Consider the following 25,122-nt stretch of genomic DNA (forward strand, 5'->3'; position numbering starts at 1 on the left):
TGTTGTTTTTTCAGTCTTGCAATAAATACGGCACGATATTATAATACATATATGCCAACAATCGAAAGCGCTTTCGATACCGGAGGAGATGGAATAAAACCATGGTAACCATATACGATATCGCTAAAAAAACCGGATACTCAGTTACAACCGTATCCAAAGCACTTAACAACTATGCTGATGTCAGTCAGAAAGCAAGAAAAACCATTTTAGATGCGGTGGAAGAGATGGGGTATTTACCCAATTCTCATGCCCGCACCCTGACGACGAAAAAATCATGGACAATCGGCGTTATTTTCATCGAATCATTAGGAATTGGAATGAAGCATCCTTTTTTCAGTTCCGTTATTGAAAGCTTCCGCAAAAATGTAGAAATATTCGGCTATGATCTGCTATTTGCTTCCCGGATGATCAATAACCAGAAGAAAAGTTACCTGGAACAGTTTAAATACCGCGGAGTCGACGGCGTGGTAATCGTCAGCTCATTATTTAACGATAAGCAGGTTAAGGAGCTCATGGAATCAACCATTCCTACGGTGGTCATTGATTTACATAGCAGCGAATCTGCTGTCGTGAAATCGGATAACTTCGACGGAAGCTATAAGGCTGTTGATTACCTGTATTCCCTGGGTCATCGTACCATGGCTCATATCGCAGGGCACGCCACCACGTTTGCTGGACAGGAAAGACTGAATGGATTTTTAACTTCGACAAAATCATTAGGACTCGATATACAGGATGAATACATTGTAAACGGAGATTACTTTTCCCGCGAAGGAGGCTATGAAGCCATGAAAAAACTTCTGGCCCTTCCCCACCTTCCTACCGCTGTCTATGCAGCTGGTGATGAATTAGCCATTGGTGCTATGAAGGCGATTAAAGACGCGGGTTACAGCGTTCCGGAGGACTTTTCTATTATCGGGTTTGATGATATTGATATCGCGCAATTCGTGAATCCGCCTTTAACAACCATCCGTCAGAATACGGAGGCACTTGGTAAAGAAGCTGCAGAATTATTGCTTCGTCAAATCAACAGCCGCCAGAAAATGAACGACAGTATTGTCGTTCCGGTTGAACTCGTCATTCGTGACAGCTGTAAAGCTCTCGTCCAGACGGAGAGCTCTCCATCCTAAAATAAAACTGTATCCTTCAAGGTGTACCCTGGAGGATACAGTTTTTTGTGCGCCGACCGAACTATGAATAAATGATGGTGACTACAATGACGACTATGGTGTTCCACAGTCCATGAGCAACCATAGATGCGGTTAATCTCTTCGTATATAAATAAAGAATCGTATAAGCTGTACTAGGTACTAGAAGATCCACCCATTCTACAAAATTTGCTGGTAAGTGCCCGGCTGCAAAGAACAAAATGGAGAAAGCAGAAGCTATATAAAGTACAACTTTAGAATCTTTAAAAATACCTGTTAACGCGCCAATAAAAAAACCACGGTTGTATAACTCTTCAACGATCCCTCCGCCAATGATACCCAGAGGTAAATACCACAAAATATTCACCCAGTTAGAATCAAGCATTATGAGTATCTCAGATATATCTTCACGGGAAGCCCCGCCTGTATGGGGTATGATCCAAATAAATTGTACAATGGCCCATACTATCGCTACAGCTGCCCCCAACAGGCTATCCTTTTTCCAATTATCAGTGGTTACGCCTATGCTTTTAAAGCTCATCTTTAAAAATCGTAATCCAATGTACAATAAAGGGATGACCGTTACGGCTTGTAATAATCCAACGAGAGTTAAACCAACACCCTCATATCCACCAAACAACCCCATTTGAAAAGGGATTTGCGTGATGATAAACAGGATAAATCCACCGATTATGATTGAAAACCAAATGGCCAGACTCTTAATCATGCTTTCCGCCTCCTCATTTCAATAAGTAAATAGATTTCTGTTCCTTAATTAAACCTCCAATAGTAAAAGAAACAAAAGTGGAGCACTCCTATCGTTGAAATGAAACGTAATTTTTCCCATTTAAATTCTCGCCATTCTATGGACTTATTAACCTAACCTATATCTTCAGGAAGCATCTTTATATACGTTTATAGAACAAGATCGTTTCAATTTTCTGTGCGAAACTAAATTTAATTCTATAAAATCTATACGATGAGCTTGGAGATACACATCCACCCCTGTAAGACTCGTTTTAGATATTAATTTACGTTGAAAGTTCTCCCGGGAACAAATCGCTTTCCGAGACCCTGCATCATCAAGTTTTAAGAATAAAAATCGATATAAAAAAACTGCCGGGATAATCTCCCGACAGTCTTTTCTAACTGAACTCTATTAAAGTTTATTGTTGATTTTTCATAAGAGGCTTATTACACAATAGGGCCGTATACTTTAAGACTCAGTTTCAAGATATCTAGGGTCCGTTGCTCATATAGAGAGGGGCTGGCTACGGAAACAACTCGCTTTCCTGCGGCCCTACACGAAGTAGGGTCGATCGACGTTGCCATAGGACGTGGCGATATTAGTCGATCCTCCTTTTTACCATAAGCCTCCTCAGTCGTTAACACTCCTTGTGGGGTCTCGCCTAGCTCCTTCTCCCGCGGGAGTCTCCTTGTTTCCTTCGCCACCCTATGATGGAAGAGTGAACGGACCCTTTCTATAGGCGATAGGGATGTATTATCTCCCTCAAATGCTTCTATAGCGGCAATTATCCACACGTGCACGCTCAGGGTTATAAGTTTATCTCCATAATAAACCGGAGCGTTTCAAACATGATTTCGAGCTCAATATATCACTAGGTCCGAAGGGGGACGATGAAGACTCCTGTGGGATGAACATGATCGGTAAGATCCCGGAAGGCGAAGCCTGAGGAAGCTTACCACAGAAGAGGTTCGACTAAGAACGCCACCTCGTATGGCAACGTCGAACGACCCTGCGTCGTGCAGGGCCGGAAAGCGAAATCGTCCCCCGCAGGACCTAATTCTCACAAAAGTCTCGAAGTCGAGTCTTCCAGTATCGGGAGCTTGACCTTAAAATCAACCCTGAAGTTTAACAAAACCTTTAACTTAAATCTCGAACCAGTTATTATGAACCGTCTGCTGATACCAGTAATAGCTCTCTTTCTTCGTTCTTTCAAACGTTCGGTAGTTAACATGAACGCTGCCAAATCGCTTACTGTATCCTTCCGCCCACTCGAAGTTATCGAGAAGCGACCAGAGGATATATCCCTTAATCGGAACCCCGGATTTCATGGCACGATGAAGAGCGGTTAAGTGTTTTTTCAAATAATCAATACGCGGCTGATCGTTTACGATGCCGTTCTCTACTTCATGGTTGTAGCAGGCTCCATTTTCCGTGATATAAATCGGAACTTCACCGTATTGCTGATGAATATAGGTTAATAGTTTATAGAAGCCTTCTGAATAGACGGGCCACCCAATATCAGTCTTATCATAATCCACCCAGATCGGTTCAACTTCGAATAATCCGCTGCCTTCTTTATAGCGCGCAATACTGCCCGAATAATAGTTAATCCCCATAAAATCAATCGGCTGAGATATCGTTTCCATATCGCCCTCTTCTACTTTAAGATACGCATTGTTCTCGGCAAAAATGGATTGAAGAAGCTCAGGGTAGCTCCCTTTGAACACCGGGTCCATAAACCATTCGATCTTCCACTGCATATCGCGGCGGCAGGCTGCATGATCCTCTTCAGCCGAGCTGAACGGCTCCAGCCAGTCCGCGTTCGGTGCATAGCCAATTTCCCCGTCAGGAACCATCTCACGAAAGGTTTCCACCGCTTTTCCGTGCGCAAGTAATAAGTGGTGGGATACGTCCACTGCTGCCTGAAGGTCCTGTTTACCCGGGGCATGGACGCCTAAGTAATTGGAGAGGAAAGAAGCACACCACGGTTCGTTAATGGTAATCCAGTTCTTTACCTGATCTCCAAACGCTTCGTACATAGCCTTTGCATACTCCTGGAACGCTTCGACCGTATCACGGTTTTCCCAGCCGCCCTCGTCCTGCAGCGCCTGTGGTAAATCCCAGTGATACAACGTAATCATGGGTTCGATTCCATTCTCAAGAAGCGAATCAATTAAACGCTGGTAATAGGCGACTCCCTCAGGGTTCACCTCTCCCTTTCCATGGGGAATGACACGAGGCCAGGAAATAGAAAAGCGATACACGTCCACGCCAAGCTCTTTTAACAGCTGGACATCTTCTTCATATTTGTGGTAACTGTCACAGGCATAGTCCCCGTTGTCTCCATTTTTCACGTTTCCCGGGGTATGGGAAAAGGTATCCCAGATTGAAGGAGATCTGCCGCCTTTATCGGCTGCTCCTTCAATTTGGTAAGCGGCTGTTGCCGCTCCCCATTTCATTGATTTAGGAAATTCAATTGTGGTCATGTTCCGTACCTCCGAATAGCTTTATAGTTAAGTCGAATAGTCATGCGATTTTATTACTTCACAGAACCTTCTGTAATACTTGAAATAAATAGTTTATTAAACATAAGGAAAATGATGATGAGTGGTACCGTTGCCCAGAACACACCGGACAGCACCATGCCAAAGTCCATATTATACGACTCATTCAAGGAAGCGAGCGCTACCTGGAGTGTATAAGATTCTGGACTCCTTAATACGGTGAACTGCCACAGGAACTCGCCCCATACTAACGTGAAGACGATAATCCCAAGAGTCGCAAAGGCCGGTTTAATAATCGGCAGTACGATACTACGGTAAATCCTGAAGTTCGAACATCCATCCAGTTTAGCCGCTTCAATTAATTCATCCGGCACCGACTGGCTGACATACTGCCTCATTAAGAAGATTCCGAGCGGGTTAAGCAGGTAAACGATACCCGCTCCGAATAATGTATCAAGCCACCCTAGTTCGGAAACTAGATAATACTGCGGAATTAATCCAAGTTGAGGCGGAATAACCATCGTAAGCAAAATCGATACAAACAATACATTTTTCCCCGGAAAATGAAACTTGGCAAATGCAAATCCAGCAAGGGTGCTAATTAACAGTACGAGCAGTGTCGTAATGGTACAGAGCAGAAACGTATTCCACATGGCCTGGAAGAAAGGAATTTGATCCAGTACATTTTGAAAGTTTTCAACCAGCTTCGTACCGGGAATCATTGCTGGCGGAATGGAGTTATACGCTTCACTTGGTCTCGTCGCCATGACAAACATCCAGTAAAACGGAAATAAGGATAAGAGAGATGCTAAGATCAGCACGGCATATATCGGAACCGATTTCATAGAGAATTTTTTCTTATTAGCCTTTGGCATGTTTAGCCCTCACTTTCTTACGTCGTTTAGACCCTGATGTTAACCAAGTGTTGATGGATGCAATAATAACAATAATGATAAGCAGTAAGACTGCTGTTGCAGATGCGGTACCGAAGGAATTCAGGTTAAAGGCATCACGGTATAAATACATAACCACCGTCATCGCTTCATCACGGTTAAACGCTGATCCACCAAGGAAAACAGTAGGCTCTGCGAAGAGTTGAAGTGCTCCAACCGTGGACATAAAGACCGTTAACACGATGAATGGTTTCAAAAGAGGGATCGTAATATGGAAGAACTGCTGCACGCCGTTCGCCCCGTCGATCTTAGCCGCTTCATATAAATCCTTAGGAATGCTTTGAAGGCCGGCAAGATAAATAATCGTGTTATATCCTACCCATCGCCAGAACACCATTAAGGAGATAGCAATCTTCGCTCCCCATTCTGATGTTTTCCAGTTGATAGGATCTACACCAAACCATCCGATTACATAGTTCGCAAGGGCCGACTCGTTGTTACTGAAAAAGACACCAAACACTAATGCGACCGCAACCATCGACGTAATGTACGGCATAAAAATGGTTACACGAAAGAAGTTCGTAAACTTAATGACCGCTAAATTTAAAAAGTAAGCGAGTATAATACCAACTAGCAATTGCGGGGCAGTACCCATAACCCCGATAATAAGTGTGTTATAAAGCGACTTCCAAAATAATGGATCCTGAAGTACCAATGTAAAGTTCTGCATACCGACATATTCCATCTCGCCAAACCCGCTCCACTTTTGAAAAGCAAGATAGATGCTGAATATAGCGGGATACAAACCGATGATGCCGAAAATGATAAAGAAAGGAGCTACATATAAATAGCCGGACAGCATATCTTTTTTACTTTCAGACAGCTTTCTTTTTTTCGGTTCAGCCTTGTCTTTAGCCCTAGCCCTTGTTAATTCCACCCAGACAACCTCCTATTAATAAAGGGCTAGATCATAAGCAGCATCCAGCCCTTTGATTTCAAAAATTATCGTTTCATAATGTCCTGGATTCTAGTAACAGCAGCTTCCCATTCTTCTTCTGGGTTTGCTCCTTCACTTACGTTTTGAAGAGCTGTCAAAACTTCGTTGTTGACGGTTACATAGTTCGGTCCTTTATAGGCAGCGGTAACTTCTTGAGCCGCTTCCGCAAATACTTCTGCTGTATTTTGACCGCCAAAGTACTCGTCCGAATTCTGAGTAAACTCTTCCATTTCATACGTAGCTGGAGTGGATGGGAATAATCCGCTTTCTACAAATGACTTCAATTGGTTTTCAGGATTGACTAACCATTTGGAGAATTTATAAACTTCTTCCGCATGCTTCGTTTCTTTTGGAATGGAGATGTAAGAACCGCCCCAGTTTCCAGCAAACTGTTCTGGAAGCGTCGTTACGCGCCATTCTCCTTCAGCTTCCGGTGCATTTTCTGTCATGTAGCCTTTAAGCCAGGCTGGTGCCATCTCTACAGCAAATTCACCTTTGTTTAAAGCTGTGGCCCATTCCGGCGTCCACATTTCATAAGATCCTACATATCCCTGTTCATTTAATTGAACCGCAAAATCATAGGCATCTTTTACTTTGTTATCTGGATTTTCAATAAGCAGTTCACCTTCACGGTTAAAATAGCTTACTTCAAGAGCATCCATGTTCGCACGGAACGCCATTTCCATACTATCGACCATTGGCTTTCCAGTAGCTTCCTTAACTTTTGCTGCCGCTTCTTCAAAAGCTTCTGGACTGGAAATTTGCTCTTTTACCTCCGCAGGATCTGTTGGAAGACCTGCATTTTCAAACACACCTGTGTGATAATACATAGCTTTTGGTCCAATATCAGTAGGAAGTCCAAACAGGAAATCTCCTGATTCGTTCTCTGCTACTTTCCATTTCCAATCTAAATATTCATCCTGGATGTCGCCTGCTCCCAGGTCATACAAATTCGTAAAACGCTCCTGAGCTTCACGGAAGCGGTCCAACTGATCCACTTCAATCATGGTTAAGTCCGGTGCGCCTGTCCCAGAAGAAATCGCTGTGAATAAACTATTGTGGTGATCTCCGAGTTCAGACTTACGGATTTTAATAGTAACGTTCGGATTTTCTTCCTCGTATTTTTTAGCTAGACTTTCATAATTGGTAGCACCAAACACCCAAAAATCCAGTTCTACTTTTTCTCCATTATTTCCATCACTTCCGTCACTTCCATTGGAAGACGTTCCTTCATCATTACTACACGCGAACAAAACTAAACTTAAACTGAGAAGCAGACCAACTAGCAAACTCTTCTTAAACTTCACTGCGTTTCCCCCTTAAATAGTAAATGAATTCCCAAAGAGTTCTACTCTCTTGCACATTTTATCGAAACCGGTTTCTGTTTTATTTAAAAAAAGAGAAAACCTTATTAAAACTGTTTCGAAACCGGTTTCCGGTTGGTGTAAAAAAAAGAGCTCTTCTTTGAACTTAACTTGATTATAAGACGAAATGTATCCGTTTTCAAGAGTTTTTTACAAAAAAAGAAACCGCTTTCGATTTTGAAGCTGTGGGATAAGGGTTTTAAGAACATATTCTGTTAAAATTTTTTATTGCTTTTCATAGATGGATTGCACTTGGGCAGGCTTTAAATCAAAGTCCCCCTCGCACTGTACAAAAAAAAAACAGCCTCCGTAGAGACTGTTTTTCACTTAAGAACTATATTCTTTAACCATTTCCTGCACATTCTCTACCTCGTCGTCCGGAACCTGAAGATAATAGATGCCATCGATTTTTGTACCGCTTCCTGTTATCTGATACGTCGTCATATTTTCGCGGGCACTTCGATAATTCATCAACATATTCTGCATCGTACTGAAGTCCATATTCGTGGTCACATTATCTCCAAGAACATCCATGACATCACCGATTTTGTTTACGGAACCGACACTCGCGCCTTTATCGATAATTCCCTGAATGACTTTACGCTGACGTTCGTTTCGGCCGAAGTCACCGTTCGGATCCTGGTATCTCATACGGACGTACCCCATCGTCTTTTCGCCATTCATCTCGATATTGCCCTTTTCGTATTCATATCCTTTTTCGTAATAACCGGTATCTGTCCAGCTCAGTTCATTATCTACGGTTATTCCACCGACTGCATCGACCATTTCAGATAAACCTTCCATGTTCATCTTCACATAATAATCGAGTTCGAAGTCCAGGAAGTTCTCTACGGTATTTACCGCCATTTCGGTACCGCCAAACGCATACGCATGGTTAATTTTATCCAAATTGCCGGCCTGCGGATCATCGCCGACCATTTCGGTCCTCGTATCACGAGGAATACTGATGAGCTGGCTTCGGTTGTTCTCAGGATCTACGGACAACACCATCAGGGCATCCGAACGGCCACGGTCACCGCTTCTCTCATCCACACCCATCAGGAGGATATTTAACGGTTCTTTTTCTTTCATTTTCTTCGTGGTTACTTCCGTATCAATAGCTGTTACTTGTTCCTGCATTTTTTCATCAACTGTATTTTTCGCACCACTATAGATGGTATAGGCGTACACACCCCCGCCAATTAATAGGAATGCTAGTAAAAGGAGCGGGATTTTCCACCATTTCCCCTTTTTCATTTTTAACCTAGAAGAACGAGACATTTATTCTTCACTCCAGATTCTATCTAAATTTCACACTATTTCCATTATATCTATCAACCTATCATTCTACAAGATAATTTAAGATAATACAAAAGGTGGTACATAGGCAGCGTATATACTAAGTGAATGGTTCACATAACAAACTCCATTCATATACAGGCCAGTAGACGCTCGCCTTTATATGAATGGAGTTTCGTTTACTATAACTGATCACTCAAAATACTTGAGAATTTCTCCAACATAGTTAAAATCTCCGTAACACGCATTCAAATCAGCTTCTTCCGGTGTGCGGCAGGTGTAATGGCCGGAATCTTTTAAGTTCGTAAACATCTTCTGAGAATAGCGAATGGCCAGCTTCTTCGTGTAAGCTCCTCCATTTTCTTTTACATAATCAATAAAACCATTACCGAAGTTATACGATTGCAAAGCCAGTTTCACATCATCATTGGCTTGTTTTAGAACTTCTGAAAAATAGTAGACACCTTGTTTAATGGATTGCGAGGGTTCGTCAATACACCCGGTTTCTCCGCACAAGGATTCAGAAGCCTGCATCGGGTCTTCTCCTTTCCCTTGAGATTCTTGCATCATCAGGGCCATAATCAAATTGGAGTAATCCTCCACATCATACGATGCCGCGTGTTTTTCAATTTGTTCTTCGTATTGCTGGACACTTTCTGAAACATCAGGCGTTTCTGCAATCGGGAATTGCTCGCCATCATAACTGATTTTTATGATGTCTTCTTCAACATCTTCGGAGTTGCCCTCAGACATTTCGGTGGTATCTTTCGTAGGCTTTTGATCAGTAGAACGGGTTGTGACAAGAAGAAGGGACACAATTAACATAAAGCTGGCGCAGGCAAGTAAAATAAAAAAGGTTTGTCGTTTCATATAATAAAACGCCTCCTACTATCTATTACCCCAAAAAAGAAAAATTATCCATTCCACCCATAGCTGCCCTTCTTTTGCCGTGAGATTCATTGAACACTTGAGATTATAGTAGCGAGCATATACCTTGAAGTTGAGATATTCCCACCTTATGATGTGGAAGTAGACCAAAGGGAAAGGGAGTGGAATCATGAATTTTGAACATCTATTCTCAGATATACATCTAAAAAACGTGTCCTTAAACAATCGCTTCGTCGTGGCACCTATGACACGGATCAGCGCTTTCGATAATGGTCATGCGAATGAAAAGATGAGACGTTATTATGAAAGGTTCGCTAAAGGCGGCTTCAGCACGATTATCACAGAAGGCATTTATACGGATGAAAAGCACAGCCAGGGCTATTACAATCAACCGGGGCTTGCGAATGATGAACAGATGAAGACCTGGGAACCTGTAGTGGAAACGGTCCATCAAGAAGGCGCTCACTTAATCGCCCAGCTAATGCATGCTGGTGGACAAAGTCAGGGCAACGCCTATACAGATGAGACGGTTGCTCCTTCAGAAAACGCACCGAAAGGCGAACAGCTTGGTTTTTACGGTGGATCTGGTCCCTTCCAGACGCCAAAGAAAATGACGGAAGAAGATATTAAACAAGCGAAAGAATCCTTTGTCCAAAGCGCACGCAGGGCTAAGAACGCAGGCTTCGATGGCGTAGAGCTTCACGGAGCAAACGGGTACTTGCTTGACCAATTCTTAACCGATTATCTGAACGACCGAGAGGATCAGTATGGAGGTTCTGTTGAAAATCGCCTCCGCTTGTTCGTTGAAGTCATTCAAGATGTCCGCGAAGCTGTGGGTGAAGAATTTATGATAGGGATTCGCATGTCTCAAATAAAAGTATCAGACCCTGAACACAAATGGGCCAAGGGTGAGGATGAAGCTGAATACATTTTCTCAACCCTCGGAAAGACCACACTCGACTATATCCACGTGACAGATGGGGACGGTGCTGCTCCTTCGTTCGGAACGGACAGCCGTACGTTAGCTCAGGCAGCAAAAGACTTCAGTGGACTCCCTGTCATCGCAAACGGAAAACTAGGCGACCCTGTGAAAGCGGAAAAAGTACTGGAAGACAAACAGGCTGATCTAGTTTCGCTAGGTACCAGTGCACTTGCCAATCCGGATCTTCCGAATAAAGCTAAGCTTGGGCAGGACTTGAACGAATTCGATTTCGAATCTACATTATTGCCTCAGGCTGACATCAAGGATCATGAATTACAAATGGAACTCGTGAAATAACAATGAAAAAAACTGCTCTCCCGATCGAAAGGAGAGCAGCTTTTTTATACCCTTTACTATTCTTTTTTTGATACTGTTGATTGATTTTCCATATAAGACTTATTGAAATATAGGGCGTATAGTTGAATACTCAGTTTCGAGATATCTTGGGTCCGTTACTAAAATAGAGAGGGGCTGGCTACGGAAACAACTCGCTTTCCTACGGGGGAACTGGCAAGCCTCCTCGGTCGCTTCTCCCTGTGGGGTCTCGCCTAGCTCCTTCTCCCGTGGGAGTCTCTTCGTTTCCTTCGCCACCCTGTGATTAAAGAGTTAACGGCCCCTTCTATAGGCGATAGGGAGATGCTTGGTCCGCCTCAAATGCTTCTATAGCAGGATTCATCCAGATGGACAAGGTCATTATTAAAGAGGTCTCCACCATAAATCAGAGTGTTTCAAACATGATTTCGAGCTCCCTATTTTCGGCAAGGTACGGAGTGGGACGATGAAGACCCCTGTGGGATGAACATGAGGTCGCTGAAAAACTGAAAAATTTATGAAAGGTAGACTACAAAAAAGCAGCCTGGACGGATTTATTTCATCCCTCCAAGCCGCTTTTCTTTTACTTTTATAAGTACAAGAATACCTCTCTTTTTAGATGGATTTTCGTTGATTCCACGATGAGCGTTCGGTGGTGACGCCTGCGGGAACAGCGCGAGCCGAAGATCCATTTGGTCAAGTGATCTTCTTGACCAAATTAGCTGAGGCCGTGCCCGCGGCAAGCATCCACCGACAAGCGATTCGTGAGAAGCAACAACAAACTTCCACAACTCCCCTGGGTAGAAAGGAGTTTTTCAGCGGCCTCATGAACATGATATCGGTGAGACCCCGGAAAGCTTGAGGAGGCTCAGCACAGAAGAGGTTCGACCAAGACCGCCACATCGTGTGGCAACGTCGAACGACCCTGCATCGTGCAGGGCCGGAAAGCGAAATCTTCCCCCTCCGTACCTATTCTCACAAAAGTCTCGAATTCAAGTCTTCCTGTATCGGGAGCTTATGTTCAAGATGGACATGGGGATTCACGGAGTCTTTTGGTTAGAATCTATTTACTATATATGTATAATCTTCTAAATGCGTTTTTTAAACTTGGTTTCTGGGTAATACATGTGAAGGAAATAGTAAACAGAGGTGATCACCATGGGAGCATCAACAATGAAATTAGGTTTAATTGCACCTCCCGGATATCCTAAAGAATTAGGGGAAAGACTGGAGCAGGAATTGCCTGAATGGCTCAGTTATTACGTAGATGACGAATATAACTGGGAAGTAGAATATGTAATCAACGCTCTTACAGGAGTGACCGAAGATTCTATAGAAGTGTTAAACGCGGCTATGGATAAAAAAGAGGAAGAGAATTGGGACTTTTCCGTCTGTATCACCGATCTACCCCTATTCAATAACAACAGACTAATCGTTGCTGAAGGTTATGAAGAAGGACATGTCGCCTTAATCAGCCTGCCCAGTCTGGGTTCGACTCCAATGGTTAAACGCGTCAGAGAATCTATTTTACAGTTAGTCAACGAAATGTATTATGGAAGCTCGGAAGAAGACAGGGAAGAGGCAGAAGAAAGAATCCAGTCCAAAGATGATGAAGACCATCACGAGCTGCGAAATAAAAACTCTACAAGTCTCGTCGGAAAGCGTGCCTTTGAACGACTTTCTCCCATCCGACGCGAAACACCAGACGAGGAGGAATCGAACGTTGATGTACGATTTCTGGTGAACTCCCGTGGCAGCGGAGCCTTACGTCTGATCACAGGGATGGTACGAGCTAATCGGCCCTGGGCGATGTTTCCAGCCTTTATGAAAGTCATTGTAATCGCCTTTACCACAGGAGCCTATGCCCTTGTGTTCCCTACGCTATGGCAGCTCGCCAACAATTACGATGTGTGGCGGATGTTCATGCTTTCGATCGTGTCGATACTCGCTATGGTCGGATGGGTAGTAGTTGCGCACAATTTATGGGAAAAACCCAACAAGGAACGGGCGGATGCCTTACGTAAGTTCTACAATACAGCAACGCTTCTGACGCTTTTTATCACCGTTTGTTTGTATTACACTCTATTATTTGTCTTGTTTTCCATCGCTGTCATCATGATTATTCCAATTGGTATGCTGGAGTCGCAATTGACCGGCTCTGTCGGTTACAGTCACTATTTTTATATAGCCTGGACGGCAACCAGCATTTCAACCATTATTGGTGCGCTGGGATCCGTGCTTGAAAATGAAGAGGTCGTCCTCTCCTCTACTTACGGATACCGTCAGCGCCAGCGTTATAAACAGATTAAACAAGCGGGAGAAGAAAAGCAGGAAGCTGAAGAAGAGAAAAAAGAAGCCGCCGAAGAAAAGAAAGAAGCTGCTCAAGAGAAAAAGAATGCCCAACAAATCAGCTGATCAGGTACTTGGAAGATGGTCGGTTTCTACCTATTTAATCATATAAACGCCAAAATAAGCCGGGACTGATTTCTTAATGGAAATCAGTCCCACAATTTTTTGCTCACTCTTATATGTACAAACGTATGAAGTCAATCAGCTATTTACTCCATAGTCTGCTGCACAAAAAAATGAGTTTAGCTTACTCCTTTAAAATAAACACAACACAAAACAGACCAACTTTTTCCATTCGATCTGTTTTTTGTAAAGTCCACGCAGGAAGAGTGCTCCTTATGAATTCGTTTTTTTTACAAGGTCCCCCTGTGAGTCTTTGCCAAGATCGTTTTCCTTAACTTCTTTAATTTTAACCTGACAGCAGTCTTTACTATCTTTTAAACCTATCATTTTTTTCAACCATTGCATGATGATTTACTCTCCTTTAAATAAGATAAAATAAGAACCCTGATACGGTAGACATCATTAAAACGGAGCCCACAAAAGCTGCAACTAGTTTTTTCTTAAATATAGTATGAAGAAGCGTAACCTCCGGCAGGCTGGCACCTGCTGAAGCAATCATGAGAGCCATAACTGGCCCCAAAGCCATGCCTTTGGTTATTAAAATTTGCGAAATAGGGATCATCGTGGATAAACGAATATAGAGTGGAACTCCAATGACAGCTGCGATTGGAATGAGCCACCAATGCTCGCCTCCTAAGTGAGCTGAAATCCATTCGCTAGGAACCGCACCATGAATAACCGAACCAATTCCTGCCCCCAGGATTAAGAAAGGATAGACAGTCCTTATAAGCGTCCATGTTTCTTTAAGGGCAGCCTTGATGTTAATCTTGCGTTCAGATTGTGGATAAGAGAAATTCTCTACCATTACATTTTTTAATTGCCTTTCAAAACCAAGCGCGTGTAGAGAAAATCCGATGAATACCGAGAAAACTACGGTCACGATTGCATAAGTAAGTGTCACTTTAAAGCCTAATATGGCCATCATTAATGTAAGAATCGTGATGTCTAGTACAGGAGAGGCAAACAGGAAAATCATGACCATGGAAAATCGCACCCGGTTTCTTAATAAATTCACTACAATCGGAATCGTTGAACAAGAACAAAAGGGAGTAACAAAAGCAAACCCCACAGCGATCATGGCACTAACGAAGGGGTGGCTTTTATTCATAAATTCTTCCATCTTCTCATAAGGAATGAATCCCTGAAGGAGATGAATGAGAAAAGATACCCCGATAAATAAAATCGTTAACTCTAACGCAATACTGAAAAAACTATTGAACATATCTGCCATCTCATTTTTTCCTTTCTTAAATCAATTTTTTTTGATTAATTGATTAAAAAATTTAACAGCAGCATACTTCCTCGCCTTTGGCTGGAGAGAACAGTTTAAGTGGATTACGTAATCCTCTCTTGATTCCTGACCTTTCCTTAAACCCTTTCAAGCTACGATAGTGACGGACGGATTGTATGATGTCCTCTCTTTTCAACTGTTGCAGTTCTTCAAATTCCATAGATATACCCTCTCATTAAATCAATTTTTTTTGATATATATAATAAAAAAATTTATTCTTTTCTAAACAGGCAGCAAAGTTCTTGGGATAATAAATGGTTCATTTCCTTATGGTTTAACTTATAATAACTCCAGGTTCCGCGCGTGTCTTTAGTAATCAGCTCAGCGTCCATGAGGATTTTCAAATGATACGATAATTTAGACTGGGGTACATGCAGCTTTTCGGATAAATCACAAACACAAACCTCTCCGGCATCAGTAATTTCATTTAGAATATGGAGCCGTCTCACATCAGCCAGAGCTTTAAACTTTTTCTCATACATGCGAAATGTCTGGTCTAACGATTCATCCTTGAAAGGAATATCTTTCTTCATATTCACCCTCCTTCGTCAAATTATTTTGATTAATATCAGTGTATGCTACGCAAATCATAAAATCAACCATTAAATCAAAAAAAGTTGATTTAATGGAATGTGAATAACAAATAAGGTCGGCAGTTCATATCGACCACCGGCCTGTCTGTTTACCAACAATTTGTTAACTCTAGCATTACTAGCTGTTTTCCAACTTTTTCCAGCGTTACTCCCTGGACCGTATCTTTGATCTCTTGATCAATAACCATAGAGATACCGTTAATCTCTTAAACAGTATCGGTGATCTGCGCTTGCTTAAGGGATAATCCAATTTGTGGTCCGCAGCAGCCTCCACTCATGGCATAAATACAAATAGACTTCGTTATATAGAAAAGTAGCCAAAACACTTACGTTTTGGCTACTTTTATTACTCTCCCGTTTCAGCAAATCGCTGAATTCGCTCACCTATTTGGTCACGTACTCTTTGGAAAACGGCCCATTTTTCTTCTTCTGTTCCTTCTGCTTTAGCTGGATCATCAAATCCCCAGTGGTAGCGTTCAACATGCGGCGGGGTCATTGGACATTTATCATTAGCATCCCCGCACAGCGTAATTGCGTAGGCTGCGTTGTTCAGGGTATCAGGATCAATAATATCGGAAGTTTGATCAGTAATATCAATATCCACTTCGTTCATCGCTTTTACCGCGTTCGGGTTTAATCCGTGAGCCTCAATCCCGGCAGAACGGACGTCGTACTTATCCCCTAAATATTCTTTTCCAAATCCTTCAGCCATCTGGCTGCGGCAAGAGTTTCCTGTACATAGAAAGTAAACAACTGGTTTTTCAGACATCGTAAATTTCTCCTTTTTGTTCAAAAATAATTAGATAATTAAAAGCCACAAATATAATCCCACTAGCGTAATAAATAAGGTAGGAACAGTCAGTATAATTCCAACTTTAAAGTAGTATCCCCATGAAATGCGGAAGCCTTTCATAGAGAGAACATGGAGCCAAAGCAGAGTGGCAAGCGATCCAATCGGTGTAATCTTCGGCCCAAGATCAGAGCCAATCACATTGGCATAGATAAGAGCTTCCCTCATGGTTCCTGTCGTGGCCGTTTCAGAAATCGCCAGGGCATCAATCATTACGGTCGGCATATTATTCATCACCGAAGAAAGAATCGCAGCAATGAATCCCATCGATATCGTTCCTACAAATAACCCCTGGTCCGCTGCCGCTTGAATAACACTTGCGAGCATATCGGTTAATCCTACATTTCGCAGTCCATAAACGACGACGTACATTCCTAACGAGAAGAACACAATCGCCCAGGGAGCACCTTTAACGACTTCTCCCGTTTTCACAGCTGCACTTCTTTGAGCCATGATTAGAAAGAATATAGCTACAATTCCAGCAATAATGGATACCGGAATTCCGAGCGGCTCACTTGCGAAATAACCGATTAAAAGTACGGTTAAGACCGCCCAGGACATACGAAACATTTTATGGTCCTGAATCGCTTCATTCGGTTTCTTCAGCTGGGATAAATCATAGTGCCCAGGAATACTTTTTCTGAAGAAAACAAATAACACAAGAATACTCGCCACTAATGAAAACAGATTGGGAACGATCATTCGCGATGCGTACTCAATAAAACCAATGTCAAAGAAATCCGCAGAAACAATGTTTACCAGATTACTGACGATCAAAGGCAGTGAAGTGGTGTCTGCAATAAATCCACTCGCCATAATAAACGGCAGGATCATGGCTTCCTTGAAGTTTAAATTTCGAACCATGGCCAGCACAATAGGTGTTAAAATTAACGCTGCTCCATCGTTCGCGAATAAAGCGGCTACCACAGCACCGAGCAGCGTGACGTAAATAAACATCCGCCTGCCATCGCCTTTAGCCACGCGCGCCATATGAAGAGCGGCCCATTCAAAGAACCCGATTTCATCAAGGATTAAGGAAATAATGATGATGGCCACAAAAGCGAGCGTCGCATTCCAGACGATATCGGTTACGGCGAGTACGTCATTAAAATCCACAACGCCAAAAAGCAGCGCTAAGACGGCGCCGGCACAGGCTGACCACCCAATCCCCAAATTCTTCGGCTGCCAGATAACTAAAACTAACGTAAGTAAAAAAATAATGGTTGCTACAATTGCCAAATTCAAGTGAATCCCCCTACTAATCGCATTGGATACGTAAACCGGCTTCCTCCAATGCTGCTAACTTTTCTTTCTGATCCGGTATTTGTTCTAATAACTGCTGTATGATTGGATACGTTTCATGCTGGTCATTCAAGGAATAGAAAATCCATTGACCTTTCCGCTTTTCTTTCACCAGTCCAGCGTCTCTTAATTTTCTTAGATGCTGGCTGACGGAAGGCTGACTCATTTCTAACACTTCAACAAATTCACAGACACAGCACTCCCCGTCCTTCAAGAGGCCTACAATCGTTAATCGGCTTTTATCTCCTAAAAGCTTCAGTGTTTTAGCTGCATCCTCGATCTGTATGATGGTTTTTTCCATAACCTCACCTCACCAATGATTATATAAGCATATTCTTATATAAGCAACTCGAAATATTAATTTCTGAATATAGGAAGGTGTCATCGCCCGTCTTATTCCTATTAGTCGATTGAACATATGGACAACAAAAGCTCTCCTCCTGATCTTTATAGAGACCCGCAAGGAGAATAACAAAAAAAACGCAACCCCACTCTTTAAGGGATTGCGTCCTTGTCCTTCAATGCATTCGATTCAAGGCATGAACTCATGCAGGCTCCATATCGAAATTAAGCTTTTCATCTAAGTAGAGCTCTGGAAAATCAAGTCAAAGCCATTGATTTCAGCCTCGCCTTCTGAAGGTTTGGTGATCGTTACTTTTTCAGTCCTTTGACCTCAATAATGGTATCTAGTGACACCTCTCCTAATTGGTTTGTAAGCTTGCTTCAGGATCGGTGACCGGCTGCTGATCATTCTTTTTCGGCTTACTTGGAATAAATAAGGATAGTAGAATCCCCACAATCGCGATGATCGTAGCCACCATAAAAGCGACATTAATGCCGTGAATCATTGAATTCGACATGACTTCCTGAGGTGTAGCTCCCTCAGATGGTGCATAATCCTTTGCTGAGTTAGTCATAACCGTAACGAGCAAGGCGGTTCCAATCGATCCCGCAATGGTGCGCATCGTATTGTTCATGGCTGTCCCGTGAGGAATCCAATCGACGGATAACTGGTTCAGACCCGCAGTCGAGACAGGCATCATGACCATAGACACGCCCATCATCCGAATAGCGTAAATAACTAAAATAAAGGTATAGCTTGTCGTAGCGGTTAAGTTTGTAAATTCAAAAGTGGTCACCGTAATAATCGTTAAGCCTGCAATAGCTAACCAACGAGCTCCTATTCTATCAAAAATTCTACCAGTAATCGGAGACATAACTCCCATAACAATGGCGCCTGGGAGCAACATCAATCCGGACTCAAAGGCCGTAAATCCGCGCATCGTCTGCATATAAATCGGCAGCAGCAACTCTGCTCCGAGCATCGACATCATCACAATCATGCTAATGACCGCAGCCAATGCGTAAATTTTATTTCCAAACACCCGGAATTCCAGAATCGGTGTTTCCAGACGGAACTGCCTGATGATAAATGCCGTCAGTGACACGGCACCAATGATAACCGCCAAGTACACATTGGCACTATCCCATCCATCATTGCCGGCACTGCTTAAGCCATAGAGCAAACCGCCGAATCCAAAGGTTGATAGGATAATAGAAAGAGTATCGATCGTTGGGTTGGTTTGTTTCGTTACATTTTTAAGTGCGAAAGCTCCAAATGCAATCGAGGCAAGGGCAACCGGAATGATCACTATAAACGGAACGCGCCACGAGTATTCTTCAACCAGGTACCCGGACAGGGTCGGTCCAATCGCCGGTCCAAAAGCGATCACTAGTCCCGCCATTCCCATGACCGTACCGCGCTTTTCTACAGGGAAGATCATTAATAAGACCGTCTGCATGAGCGGCATCATAATTCCGGCTCCACTTGCTTGAATTAAGCGGCCCGTCAGCAGGACCGGAAAGTTAGGAGCAACTACCGCTACCAAGGTTCCGAGCGTGAACAGGCTCATTGCTGTAAAAAATAAATTTCTGGTTGTAAATTTCCCGATTAAAAAGGCGGTGATTGGAATCATGACTCCATTAACCAGCATAAACCCTGTCATTAACCATTGGGATGTACTGGCGGATACATTTAATGTTTCCATGATATTAGGCAATGCCGTATTCAATAATGTCTGATTTAACACGGCTACAAAAGCACTAACTAATAGTACAGCCATGATCGCTACTCGATTGATCGGCTTCCCTTCTTTACTTTGATTGATCTGTTGATTGACTTCAGCCATATCTATTCCTCCCTGTGTTTAACTGGAAATTCCACGTTTTAAAAGATTTAATTCCAATGTGAAATTCTTCATTGCTTCCTCTTTTGTTAAGCCCTTAGCAAAATGGCGGACTATATTATTGAACATCAACATACGTATGAGATGAATCGCATGGTAAAATTCCTCATCATTCTCGGTGTTAAATTGACTTTGATCCAAATGAACCTTGATATCATCTAAGTACTGCAAAAATTTATCTTCTGTTTCCCCGTTCGTAAATGTGTTTTGAATTTTATGATTCATGTTCAAAAACACATGTTTGAAAAAATTCCGGTTTTCTTCCTCCTCAAACTCTTCCATTACTACTTCAAACAACTTAGTTACAGCCTCATATATGTTGCCATCGGTTTCTTTCAAAAAAAGAATAAACGTCTCCTGCCGCTGTTTTGACTTCTCCTTTAGCAGGTAATAAAAGGCATCTTCCTTATCCTCGAAATATTGATAAAAGCTGCCTCTTGATATTCCGCACACTTTAATCATGTTGGAGATCGAAGCCTCATGTAAGGGAACTCTCGAAAACTCGATTCTGCATGCTTCCACGAGCGATTGCTTTTTATCTTCAGGTAAATTAAAAAATGTTTTCTTCGGCATATTATGCTACCTCCTTTAATATGACACTGTGTCACATTAAGATACTTTTGCTATCTTAAGCCAACTCCTGAGTAAAGTCAATAAAAAAGTGACACGATGTCACTTTTTTATAATCCCTAGTAGTCTTGGCTTGTCTCCTACCTTTACGGAAGAAGTATTCACTCGTTCTTGTGTCTATGAAGTCTCGTTGTTCATCTTATTTTCTCTATAAACGGATTCCGCATTTCAATAGGATTCTATTTTAAAGTTGGATGGATTTAAACATGTTCCAAACCCTATATGAATACGATAGGTACAATAACAGATGTTTTATTTTAGAAAAGGAGGATTCATATGATCCAAGTATCCGGACGGCCTTTTCAACCAAATCATTACTGGAATGCGGACGAACTTGAGAATGTCATCACCGAAGCTATGCAAGAGGCTCAGGACATATACTCTTTTTCTTCAGAAAGGGAACTTTCCTTTGTAATCAAATCCAGAAAAAACATTATTCGAAGTGCACAGCAAATGGATGAGGGAGAAGCTGCTTTTGCCACCTTTAAGGGTTCCCGCTGTAACCCGGAATATTGGAACCTGACGGAAGCTGGCGGGTTTCTATTGAAGCCTCAAGTGCGCCCTTCAGATGCGATGTACGATATTTTTAAAAATAGTAATCTCTATAAATTTGAATGCGCAACTGCCTGTGTCATCAACTTTTACCATGGTATCTTGCTGACGATAGGCAGTCTCTCATTTAACAATCTCTTTCCGAGACTCTATTTATATAGCTGGTACACCGATGAAGACCTCGGGCTGTATTCTTTTCACGCGAATCATTATGTTCCGGGAGATGTCGTCTATTTCAATAACCCGGATTTTGACCCCGATACCCCGTGGTTCAGAGGGATTAATGCAATTGCGATGGGAAATGGTCGTTTTTTTGGACATGGGTTTAGTATCAGGACGGCGAATCAGATGATTGAAGCTCTGAACCGGAAAAGAAAGCCGGACAGTCAGCAATCAGCCTATCTGGCAAGCTTAATTACAAGACCTTCTTTCAATCAGCTAGCTAATTTATCAGGAGGCGGACGCGTTCATAAAATGGCCTCTTTGGTCGTCCACCATAACAAGAATTCAATCTCCTATATTAATTATCTATTTGAGCTGAGTTATCAGCTGAAGCATTGAAAACGAGTGAGGTGTGGTCGTGATACCTACCCATTTTTCAGGTAGACGGGCTCAACTTTGGGTTAGGCGAGTACTATATAGTGACGAACACACAACAAAGAAAGGAAGTTTTCAAATGCATAACTTAAATTCTCCTTATGCCATGGCTGCTAATATGAATGCGCCTTATATGGGGGCAAACGTAAATGCACCTTATATGGATGCAAATGTAAATGCACCCTACATGATGGCCCCGCAGATGACCTGTCCTCCCGTACACCACTGCCCTCCGCAGAAAGACAACTTTATATTAATTATCGTGTTGTTTATATTATTAATCATTGTCGGCTGCAGCATTAGTTGGTAATCATCTATTGTTCTTCCGACAGAAATAAGTACCCCTTTAAAGATCCAGATCGTGATAAAGCTGCAAACCGATCAGGTAAATAGAATTTTTAATACAAAATAGAATAAAACAAAAGAAACCAGCACCCTTCTTCTAGCGGTGCTGGTTTATAATTAGGGAAACATGATAAGAGAAACGTTCACATTCGATTTGACTTTGTTTACATAGAATAGGAACATCTGTATCGTCATTCTGTTCCCTTGGCCTAAGGATGCTTACACTCTTTTCAGGCTTCCTTTGCTAAAGCAATGGAAAAAACCACTATTAATCCTACACCTGGCCGTTTTCACTATGAAATCTGAAAGACTATCCTGGCACCTGATAAGTATGTAAGTTTTTTGTTCATCTTCCTCCCCCCCTCTTATTCTTGTATTTCTATGTATGCTTTTCTAAGACTTTTTCCGCCTGCTCAGCACCCGTCCTCATAAAGATAATTTTTAGTTGATCTTACTGCATAAGAGTGGATAGAATTTTCCATAATTACGCTCTTGTATAGGAGTAGTCAAACAAATACTATTAAAAAATAGCACGTTAGGACATATGTCCTTTCGAAACCTTTCCACATCCTCTTTAATAGATGCAGAAGAGGAGGATGAACAATGAAAGGTGCATTATTTGCCCTGCTTGGAGGTCTTTGCATTACGATGCAGGGAATCTTTAACGCAAGAGTGAGTGAAGCAATTGGCGGATGGCATACGACTTCAATGGTTCATGTCATTGCCTTCACGATTGCCATTATTATTTATTTAAATGTACGAGATGGAAAAGGAAAAAGCTTCAGACAGGTGCCCTGGCTTTATTTAGTGGGGGGATCGTTTGGGGTGATTGTTGTTTTTTCAGAATTAACAGCGATTCACAGAATCGGTCCTGCGCCTGCTATTGCTTTATTACTCGTCTCACAAATCGGAACGGCCTTTATTATTGAGTCGCAAGGATGGTTCGGCGAAAGAAAAATCCCGATCACACGCAGGCAGAGTATTGGACTGACTATGATGCTCCTCGGTGTCATCCTTTTTCAATTGTAAAAAGAAGGAGAGCTTAACGTGAATGAAAAACAGCATACAACACTAGACTCCTACATCCACCAGTACCAGCTGGAAGATTTGTTTCCTGCTTCCTTCAGGCAGCATATGAAGGTCTCCCCCTTTGAAAAGGGCGAAACTTTATTTACTGCCGGGGATCAGCTTGAAGAACTATATTTTCTCGTCGAAGGAAAAATTAAAATCTTCACGCTGACGCCGGAAGGAAAATCACTGATAAACCGCTTTAAACGACCGCTCGCTCTAATTGGAGATGTGGAATATGTTAAAGGCAGCCCGGTCCTCAATTCGGTGGAAGCCGTTACCGAAGGCGTGATGATTTCCGCCCCCTTTTCGCATTTATCTGATCTTGAAAAGGAGCACCCAAGCTTTATCCGGTTTCTGCTGGATACCGTGGCTCATAAGTTTTATACCGAATCCCATACGACAAGTATGCACATGCTTTACCCTGTAGAAGTGCGGCTGGCGAGCTATTTATTATCCATTTCTTCGGTCGGAGAAGGAACGGTTTTTCATCAGGAAATGCGAACCTCCAATTTAATCGAGCTCGCCGAATGGATCGGCACCAGCTACCGTCACTTGAACCGGGTTCTGAAGAAAATGGCTGCTGATCATGTCGTGGAGAGAACAAATGGATCGGTTACGATTAAAGATCTAGAAAAGCTTCGAACCCTTGCGAAAGGAAATATTTATGAATAAGGAGGTGCTCTCATGGTCGGTGCGTCACTCGCCATCATTTCAGGAGTTTTAATCAGTCTGCAGAATATATTTAATGCGAGAGTCAGTGAAAAAACAGGTCCCTGGGCTACCACTACACTTGTGCTCGGATTAGGGCTCGTCTGCTCCTTGCCTGTCTTTTACTCGGTCGAGCAAAAAAGTCTGTTTGCGTTTGGAGAGGTTAATCCCATTTTTTTATTTGGGGGTGTATTTGGTGTCGGAATCGTTTTCTTCTTAATGAGGGGCGTTTCATTGATCGGACCGGCCTATGCCATATCGATTGCGTTGATCTCACAGATCATCCTTGCTTTTACAATCAATACAGCGGGCTGGTTTGGATTCGAATCATCTTCCATCTCCTGGCAGAAACTGATCGGCATTACACTTTTAATCAGCGGGGTTCTCGTTTATAAATTAGAAAAGCGGCCCGAATAAGGGTATCTTATGAACAGTCTGGACGCATTAAAAAAAGCTGAAGATGATTAGGATCACCTTCAGCTTTTTTAACGGCTACTTCTCTTTATTCAGTTCCATTTTAAAGACAATGGCGTAGTCCTCGTTCTTAACGGATGGGGGCAATGTCTTCAAATCTTCATTTCCCCGTGAAGATAATTCACCCTGGCTCGATCCCATTAAATAAGCCCAGTAGACGGTTTCTCCCTTAGAGATCGTGACCTGTTCTTCTGGATATTCAAAAAGAAATGCCCTCAAATCTGCGGGCTGCTGCGCTTGCCCCGCCACATATCCGTCTGGTCCTCCGATCGTTAAATCATTCATCTCCTCCCCCATTCGAAGTTGAAAAGAATGAAGAGCCTTTTTATATTTATTATTCTCCTCAGCAGTAGACTGGGTGGTGATTTCATTGATCAGCTCCCCGTTTTCGTAGACATCAATCGAACTGATCAGGGCCTCCCCCTCTGTTACCTTTCCATCTACCGTGAAAAAGGTTTGATAATCGACACCGATTTGATTAACAAGCGTTTTCTCACGTTTGGAAAGCTTCGCCGGCTTCACCACCAGAGAAGATGAAGAAGCATTTTCGCCACCGTTCTCTTCCTGTGCCTGCCCCGTTTCGCTGCCTTTATTTGTACACCCGGCTAGCACAAGCGCCACTCCAATTAGAATCATAAATCGCTTCATTTCTTTAGCCCCCATTCTCGTTTATACCATAATCGATGAAAAATAGATCATTGTTTAAGCTCGTCTTCTCTACATACGCTTACGATTCTATTTACCGATACGTTTCAAGACAGCGCGTACCCTAAATATATGTCCGTTTCAAAGATTCAAGATTTATTCTGTGAAATATTGGGTATATTCTTTTCGTTGCTAGATTTTTGCTAGT

At 42.5% G+C, this 25,122-nt stretch carries 25 protein-coding genes; 8 read left to right on the plus strand and 17 right to left on the minus strand.

Going from position 1 to position 25,122, the window contains the following annotated elements; all coding sequences use genetic code 11:
• Positions 1-101: 101 nt before the first annotated feature.
• On the plus strand, positions 102-1,133 hold the full coding sequence (locus tag BMZ06_RS14060; protein WP_089752797.1) for a LacI family DNA-binding transcriptional regulator: 1,032 nt from the start codon (positions 102-104) through the stop codon (positions 1,131-1,133).
• A gap of 61 nt (positions 1,134-1,194) precedes the next feature.
• Here the strand turns inward: BMZ06_RS14060 and BMZ06_RS14065 are convergent, their stop codons facing one another.
• The 7 genes from BMZ06_RS14065 to BMZ06_RS14100 all read right to left on the minus strand — a co-directional run bounded on the left by BMZ06_RS14065 (position 1,195) and on the right by BMZ06_RS14100 (position 9,826).
• Positions 1,195-1,878, minus strand: coding sequence for a CPBP family intramembrane glutamic endopeptidase (locus BMZ06_RS14065; protein ID WP_089752798.1), 684 nt, complete (start codon positions 1,876-1,878; stop codon positions 1,195-1,197).
• A gap of 1,163 nt (positions 1,879-3,041) precedes the next feature.
• Complete coding sequence (locus tag BMZ06_RS14075; RefSeq protein WP_089752802.1) at positions 3,042-4,385, minus strand: GH1 family beta-glucosidase; 1,344 nt, start codon at positions 4,383-4,385, stop codon at positions 3,042-3,044.
• A gap of 53 nt (positions 4,386-4,438) precedes the next feature.
• Positions 4,439-5,278, minus strand: coding sequence for a carbohydrate ABC transporter permease (locus BMZ06_RS14080; RefSeq protein ID WP_089752804.1), 840 nt, complete (start codon positions 5,276-5,278; stop codon positions 4,439-4,441).
• Positions 5,265-6,233: a carbohydrate ABC transporter permease gene (locus tag BMZ06_RS14085; protein WP_089752806.1), complete on the minus strand. Its 969-nt coding sequence runs from the start codon at positions 6,231-6,233 to the stop codon at positions 5,265-5,267. The genes BMZ06_RS14080 and BMZ06_RS14085 overlap by 14 nt, the downstream gene beginning before the upstream one ends.
• Positions 6,234-6,298: 65 nt before the next feature.
• Positions 6,299-7,600, minus strand: a complete 1,302-nt coding sequence (locus BMZ06_RS14090; RefSeq protein ID WP_089752808.1) for an ABC transporter substrate-binding protein — start codon at positions 7,598-7,600, stop codon at positions 6,299-6,301.
• A gap of 384 nt (positions 7,601-7,984) precedes the next feature.
• Positions 7,985-8,938 carry an LCP family glycopolymer transferase gene (locus BMZ06_RS14095; RefSeq protein ID WP_089752810.1) on the minus strand — a complete coding sequence of 318 codons (954 nt, stop codon included), beginning with the start codon at positions 8,936-8,938 and terminating at the stop codon, positions 7,985-7,987.
• A 210-nt stretch (positions 8,939-9,148) separates the two neighbouring features.
• Positions 9,149-9,826: a lysozyme family protein gene (locus tag BMZ06_RS14100; protein WP_089752812.1), complete on the minus strand. Its 678-nt coding sequence runs from the start codon at positions 9,824-9,826 to the stop codon at positions 9,149-9,151.
• A 187-nt stretch (positions 9,827-10,013) separates the two neighbouring features.
• Here BMZ06_RS14100 and BMZ06_RS14105 point away from each other — a divergent pair, with 187 nt between their 5' ends.
• Positions 10,014-11,123, plus strand: coding sequence for an oxidoreductase (locus tag BMZ06_RS14105; protein ID WP_089752814.1), 1,110 nt, complete (start codon positions 10,014-10,016; stop codon positions 11,121-11,123).
• Positions 11,124-11,692: 569 nt separating this feature from the next.
• On the opposite strand, the gene BMZ06_RS20460 is transcribed toward BMZ06_RS14105, so the two are convergent.
• The gene (locus BMZ06_RS20460) at positions 11,693-11,929 is read right to left on the minus strand and encodes a hypothetical protein (protein WP_139205835.1); all 237 of its coding nucleotides are present in this window, start codon (positions 11,927-11,929) and stop codon (positions 11,693-11,695) included.
• 382 nt (positions 11,930-12,311) lie between these two features.
• Between BMZ06_RS20460 and BMZ06_RS14115 the strand changes: the two genes are divergently transcribed.
• Positions 12,312-13,553 (plus strand): hypothetical protein, encoded by a 1,242-nt coding sequence (locus tag BMZ06_RS14115; RefSeq protein ID WP_245756019.1) that lies wholly within the window; start codon positions 12,312-12,314, stop codon positions 13,551-13,553.
• A gap of 270 nt (positions 13,554-13,823) precedes the next feature.
• On the opposite strand, the gene BMZ06_RS21155 is transcribed toward BMZ06_RS14115, so the two are convergent.
• The 8 genes from BMZ06_RS21155 to BMZ06_RS14150 form a co-directional block, all read right to left on the minus strand.
• The gene (locus BMZ06_RS21155) at positions 13,824-13,955 is read right to left on the minus strand and encodes a hypothetical protein (RefSeq protein ID WP_281244480.1); all 132 of its coding nucleotides are present in this window, start codon (positions 13,953-13,955) and stop codon (positions 13,824-13,826) included.
• 16 nt (positions 13,956-13,971) lie between these two features.
• Complete coding sequence (locus BMZ06_RS14120) at positions 13,972-14,841, minus strand: permease (protein ID WP_089752820.1); 870 nt, start codon at positions 14,839-14,841, stop codon at positions 13,972-13,974.
• Between the two features lie 272 nt (positions 14,842-15,113).
• Complete coding sequence (locus tag BMZ06_RS14125; RefSeq protein ID WP_089752822.1) at positions 15,114-15,434, minus strand: ArsR/SmtB family transcription factor; 321 nt, start codon at positions 15,432-15,434, stop codon at positions 15,114-15,116.
• Between the two features lie 406 nt (positions 15,435-15,840).
• A complete protein-coding gene (gene arsC / locus BMZ06_RS14130; protein WP_089752823.1) occupies positions 15,841-16,263 on the minus strand; it encodes an arsenate reductase (thioredoxin) in 423 nt (140 codons plus the stop codon).
• Between the two features lie 30 nt (positions 16,264-16,293).
• Positions 16,294-17,589 carry an arsenic transporter gene (locus BMZ06_RS14135; RefSeq protein ID WP_089752825.1) on the minus strand — a complete coding sequence of 432 codons (1,296 nt, stop codon included), beginning with the start codon at positions 17,587-17,589 and terminating at the stop codon, positions 16,294-16,296.
• A gap of 13 nt (positions 17,590-17,602) precedes the next feature.
• On the minus strand, positions 17,603-17,947 hold the full coding sequence (locus BMZ06_RS14140) for an ArsR/SmtB family transcription factor (RefSeq protein WP_014644454.1): 345 nt from the start codon (positions 17,945-17,947) through the stop codon (positions 17,603-17,605).
• A 400-nt stretch (positions 17,948-18,347) separates the two neighbouring features.
• Positions 18,348-19,835, minus strand: a complete 1,488-nt coding sequence (locus tag BMZ06_RS14145) for a DHA2 family efflux MFS transporter permease subunit (protein WP_175477894.1) — start codon at positions 19,833-19,835, stop codon at positions 18,348-18,350.
• Between the two features lie 18 nt (positions 19,836-19,853).
• Complete coding sequence (locus tag BMZ06_RS14150) at positions 19,854-20,465, minus strand: TetR/AcrR family transcriptional regulator (protein WP_089752827.1); 612 nt, start codon at positions 20,463-20,465, stop codon at positions 19,854-19,856.
• A 333-nt stretch (positions 20,466-20,798) separates the two neighbouring features.
• Here BMZ06_RS14150 and BMZ06_RS14155 point away from each other — a divergent pair, with 333 nt between their 5' ends.
• The 5 genes from BMZ06_RS14155 (at position 20,799) to BMZ06_RS14175 (ending at position 24,212) form a co-directional block, all read left to right on the plus strand.
• Positions 20,799-21,635 carry a protein-glutamine gamma-glutamyltransferase gene (locus BMZ06_RS14155; RefSeq protein ID WP_089752829.1) on the plus strand — a complete coding sequence of 279 codons (837 nt, stop codon included), beginning with the start codon at positions 20,799-20,801 and terminating at the stop codon, positions 21,633-21,635.
• A gap of 115 nt (positions 21,636-21,750) precedes the next feature.
• Complete coding sequence (locus BMZ06_RS14160) at positions 21,751-21,981, plus strand: YjcZ family sporulation protein (protein ID WP_089752831.1); 231 nt, start codon at positions 21,751-21,753, stop codon at positions 21,979-21,981.
• A 638-nt stretch (positions 21,982-22,619) separates the two neighbouring features.
• A complete protein-coding gene (locus BMZ06_RS14165) occupies positions 22,620-23,045 on the plus strand; it encodes a DMT family transporter (protein WP_089752834.1) in 426 nt (141 codons plus the stop codon).
• An 18-nt stretch (positions 23,046-23,063) separates the two neighbouring features.
• Positions 23,064-23,759: a Crp/Fnr family transcriptional regulator gene (locus BMZ06_RS14170; RefSeq protein WP_089752836.1), complete on the plus strand. Its 696-nt coding sequence runs from the start codon at positions 23,064-23,066 to the stop codon at positions 23,757-23,759.
• 12 nt (positions 23,760-23,771) lie between these two features.
• Entirely contained in the window at positions 23,772-24,212 is a 441-nt protein-coding gene (locus tag BMZ06_RS14175; protein ID WP_089752838.1) for a DMT family transporter, read from the plus strand.
• A 75-nt stretch (positions 24,213-24,287) separates the two neighbouring features.
• On the opposite strand, the gene BMZ06_RS14180 is transcribed toward BMZ06_RS14175, so the two are convergent.
• Positions 24,288-24,917 carry a hypothetical protein gene (locus BMZ06_RS14180; RefSeq protein ID WP_089752841.1) on the minus strand — a complete coding sequence of 210 codons (630 nt, stop codon included), beginning with the start codon at positions 24,915-24,917 and terminating at the stop codon, positions 24,288-24,290.
• Positions 24,918-25,122: the final 205 nt, after the last annotated feature.

The organism is Halobacillus alkaliphilus (assembly GCF_900113125.1).
In the GTDB taxonomy this organism is placed as follows: Bacteria; Bacillota; Bacilli; order Bacillales; family Halobacillaceae; genus Halobacillus; species Halobacillus alkaliphilus.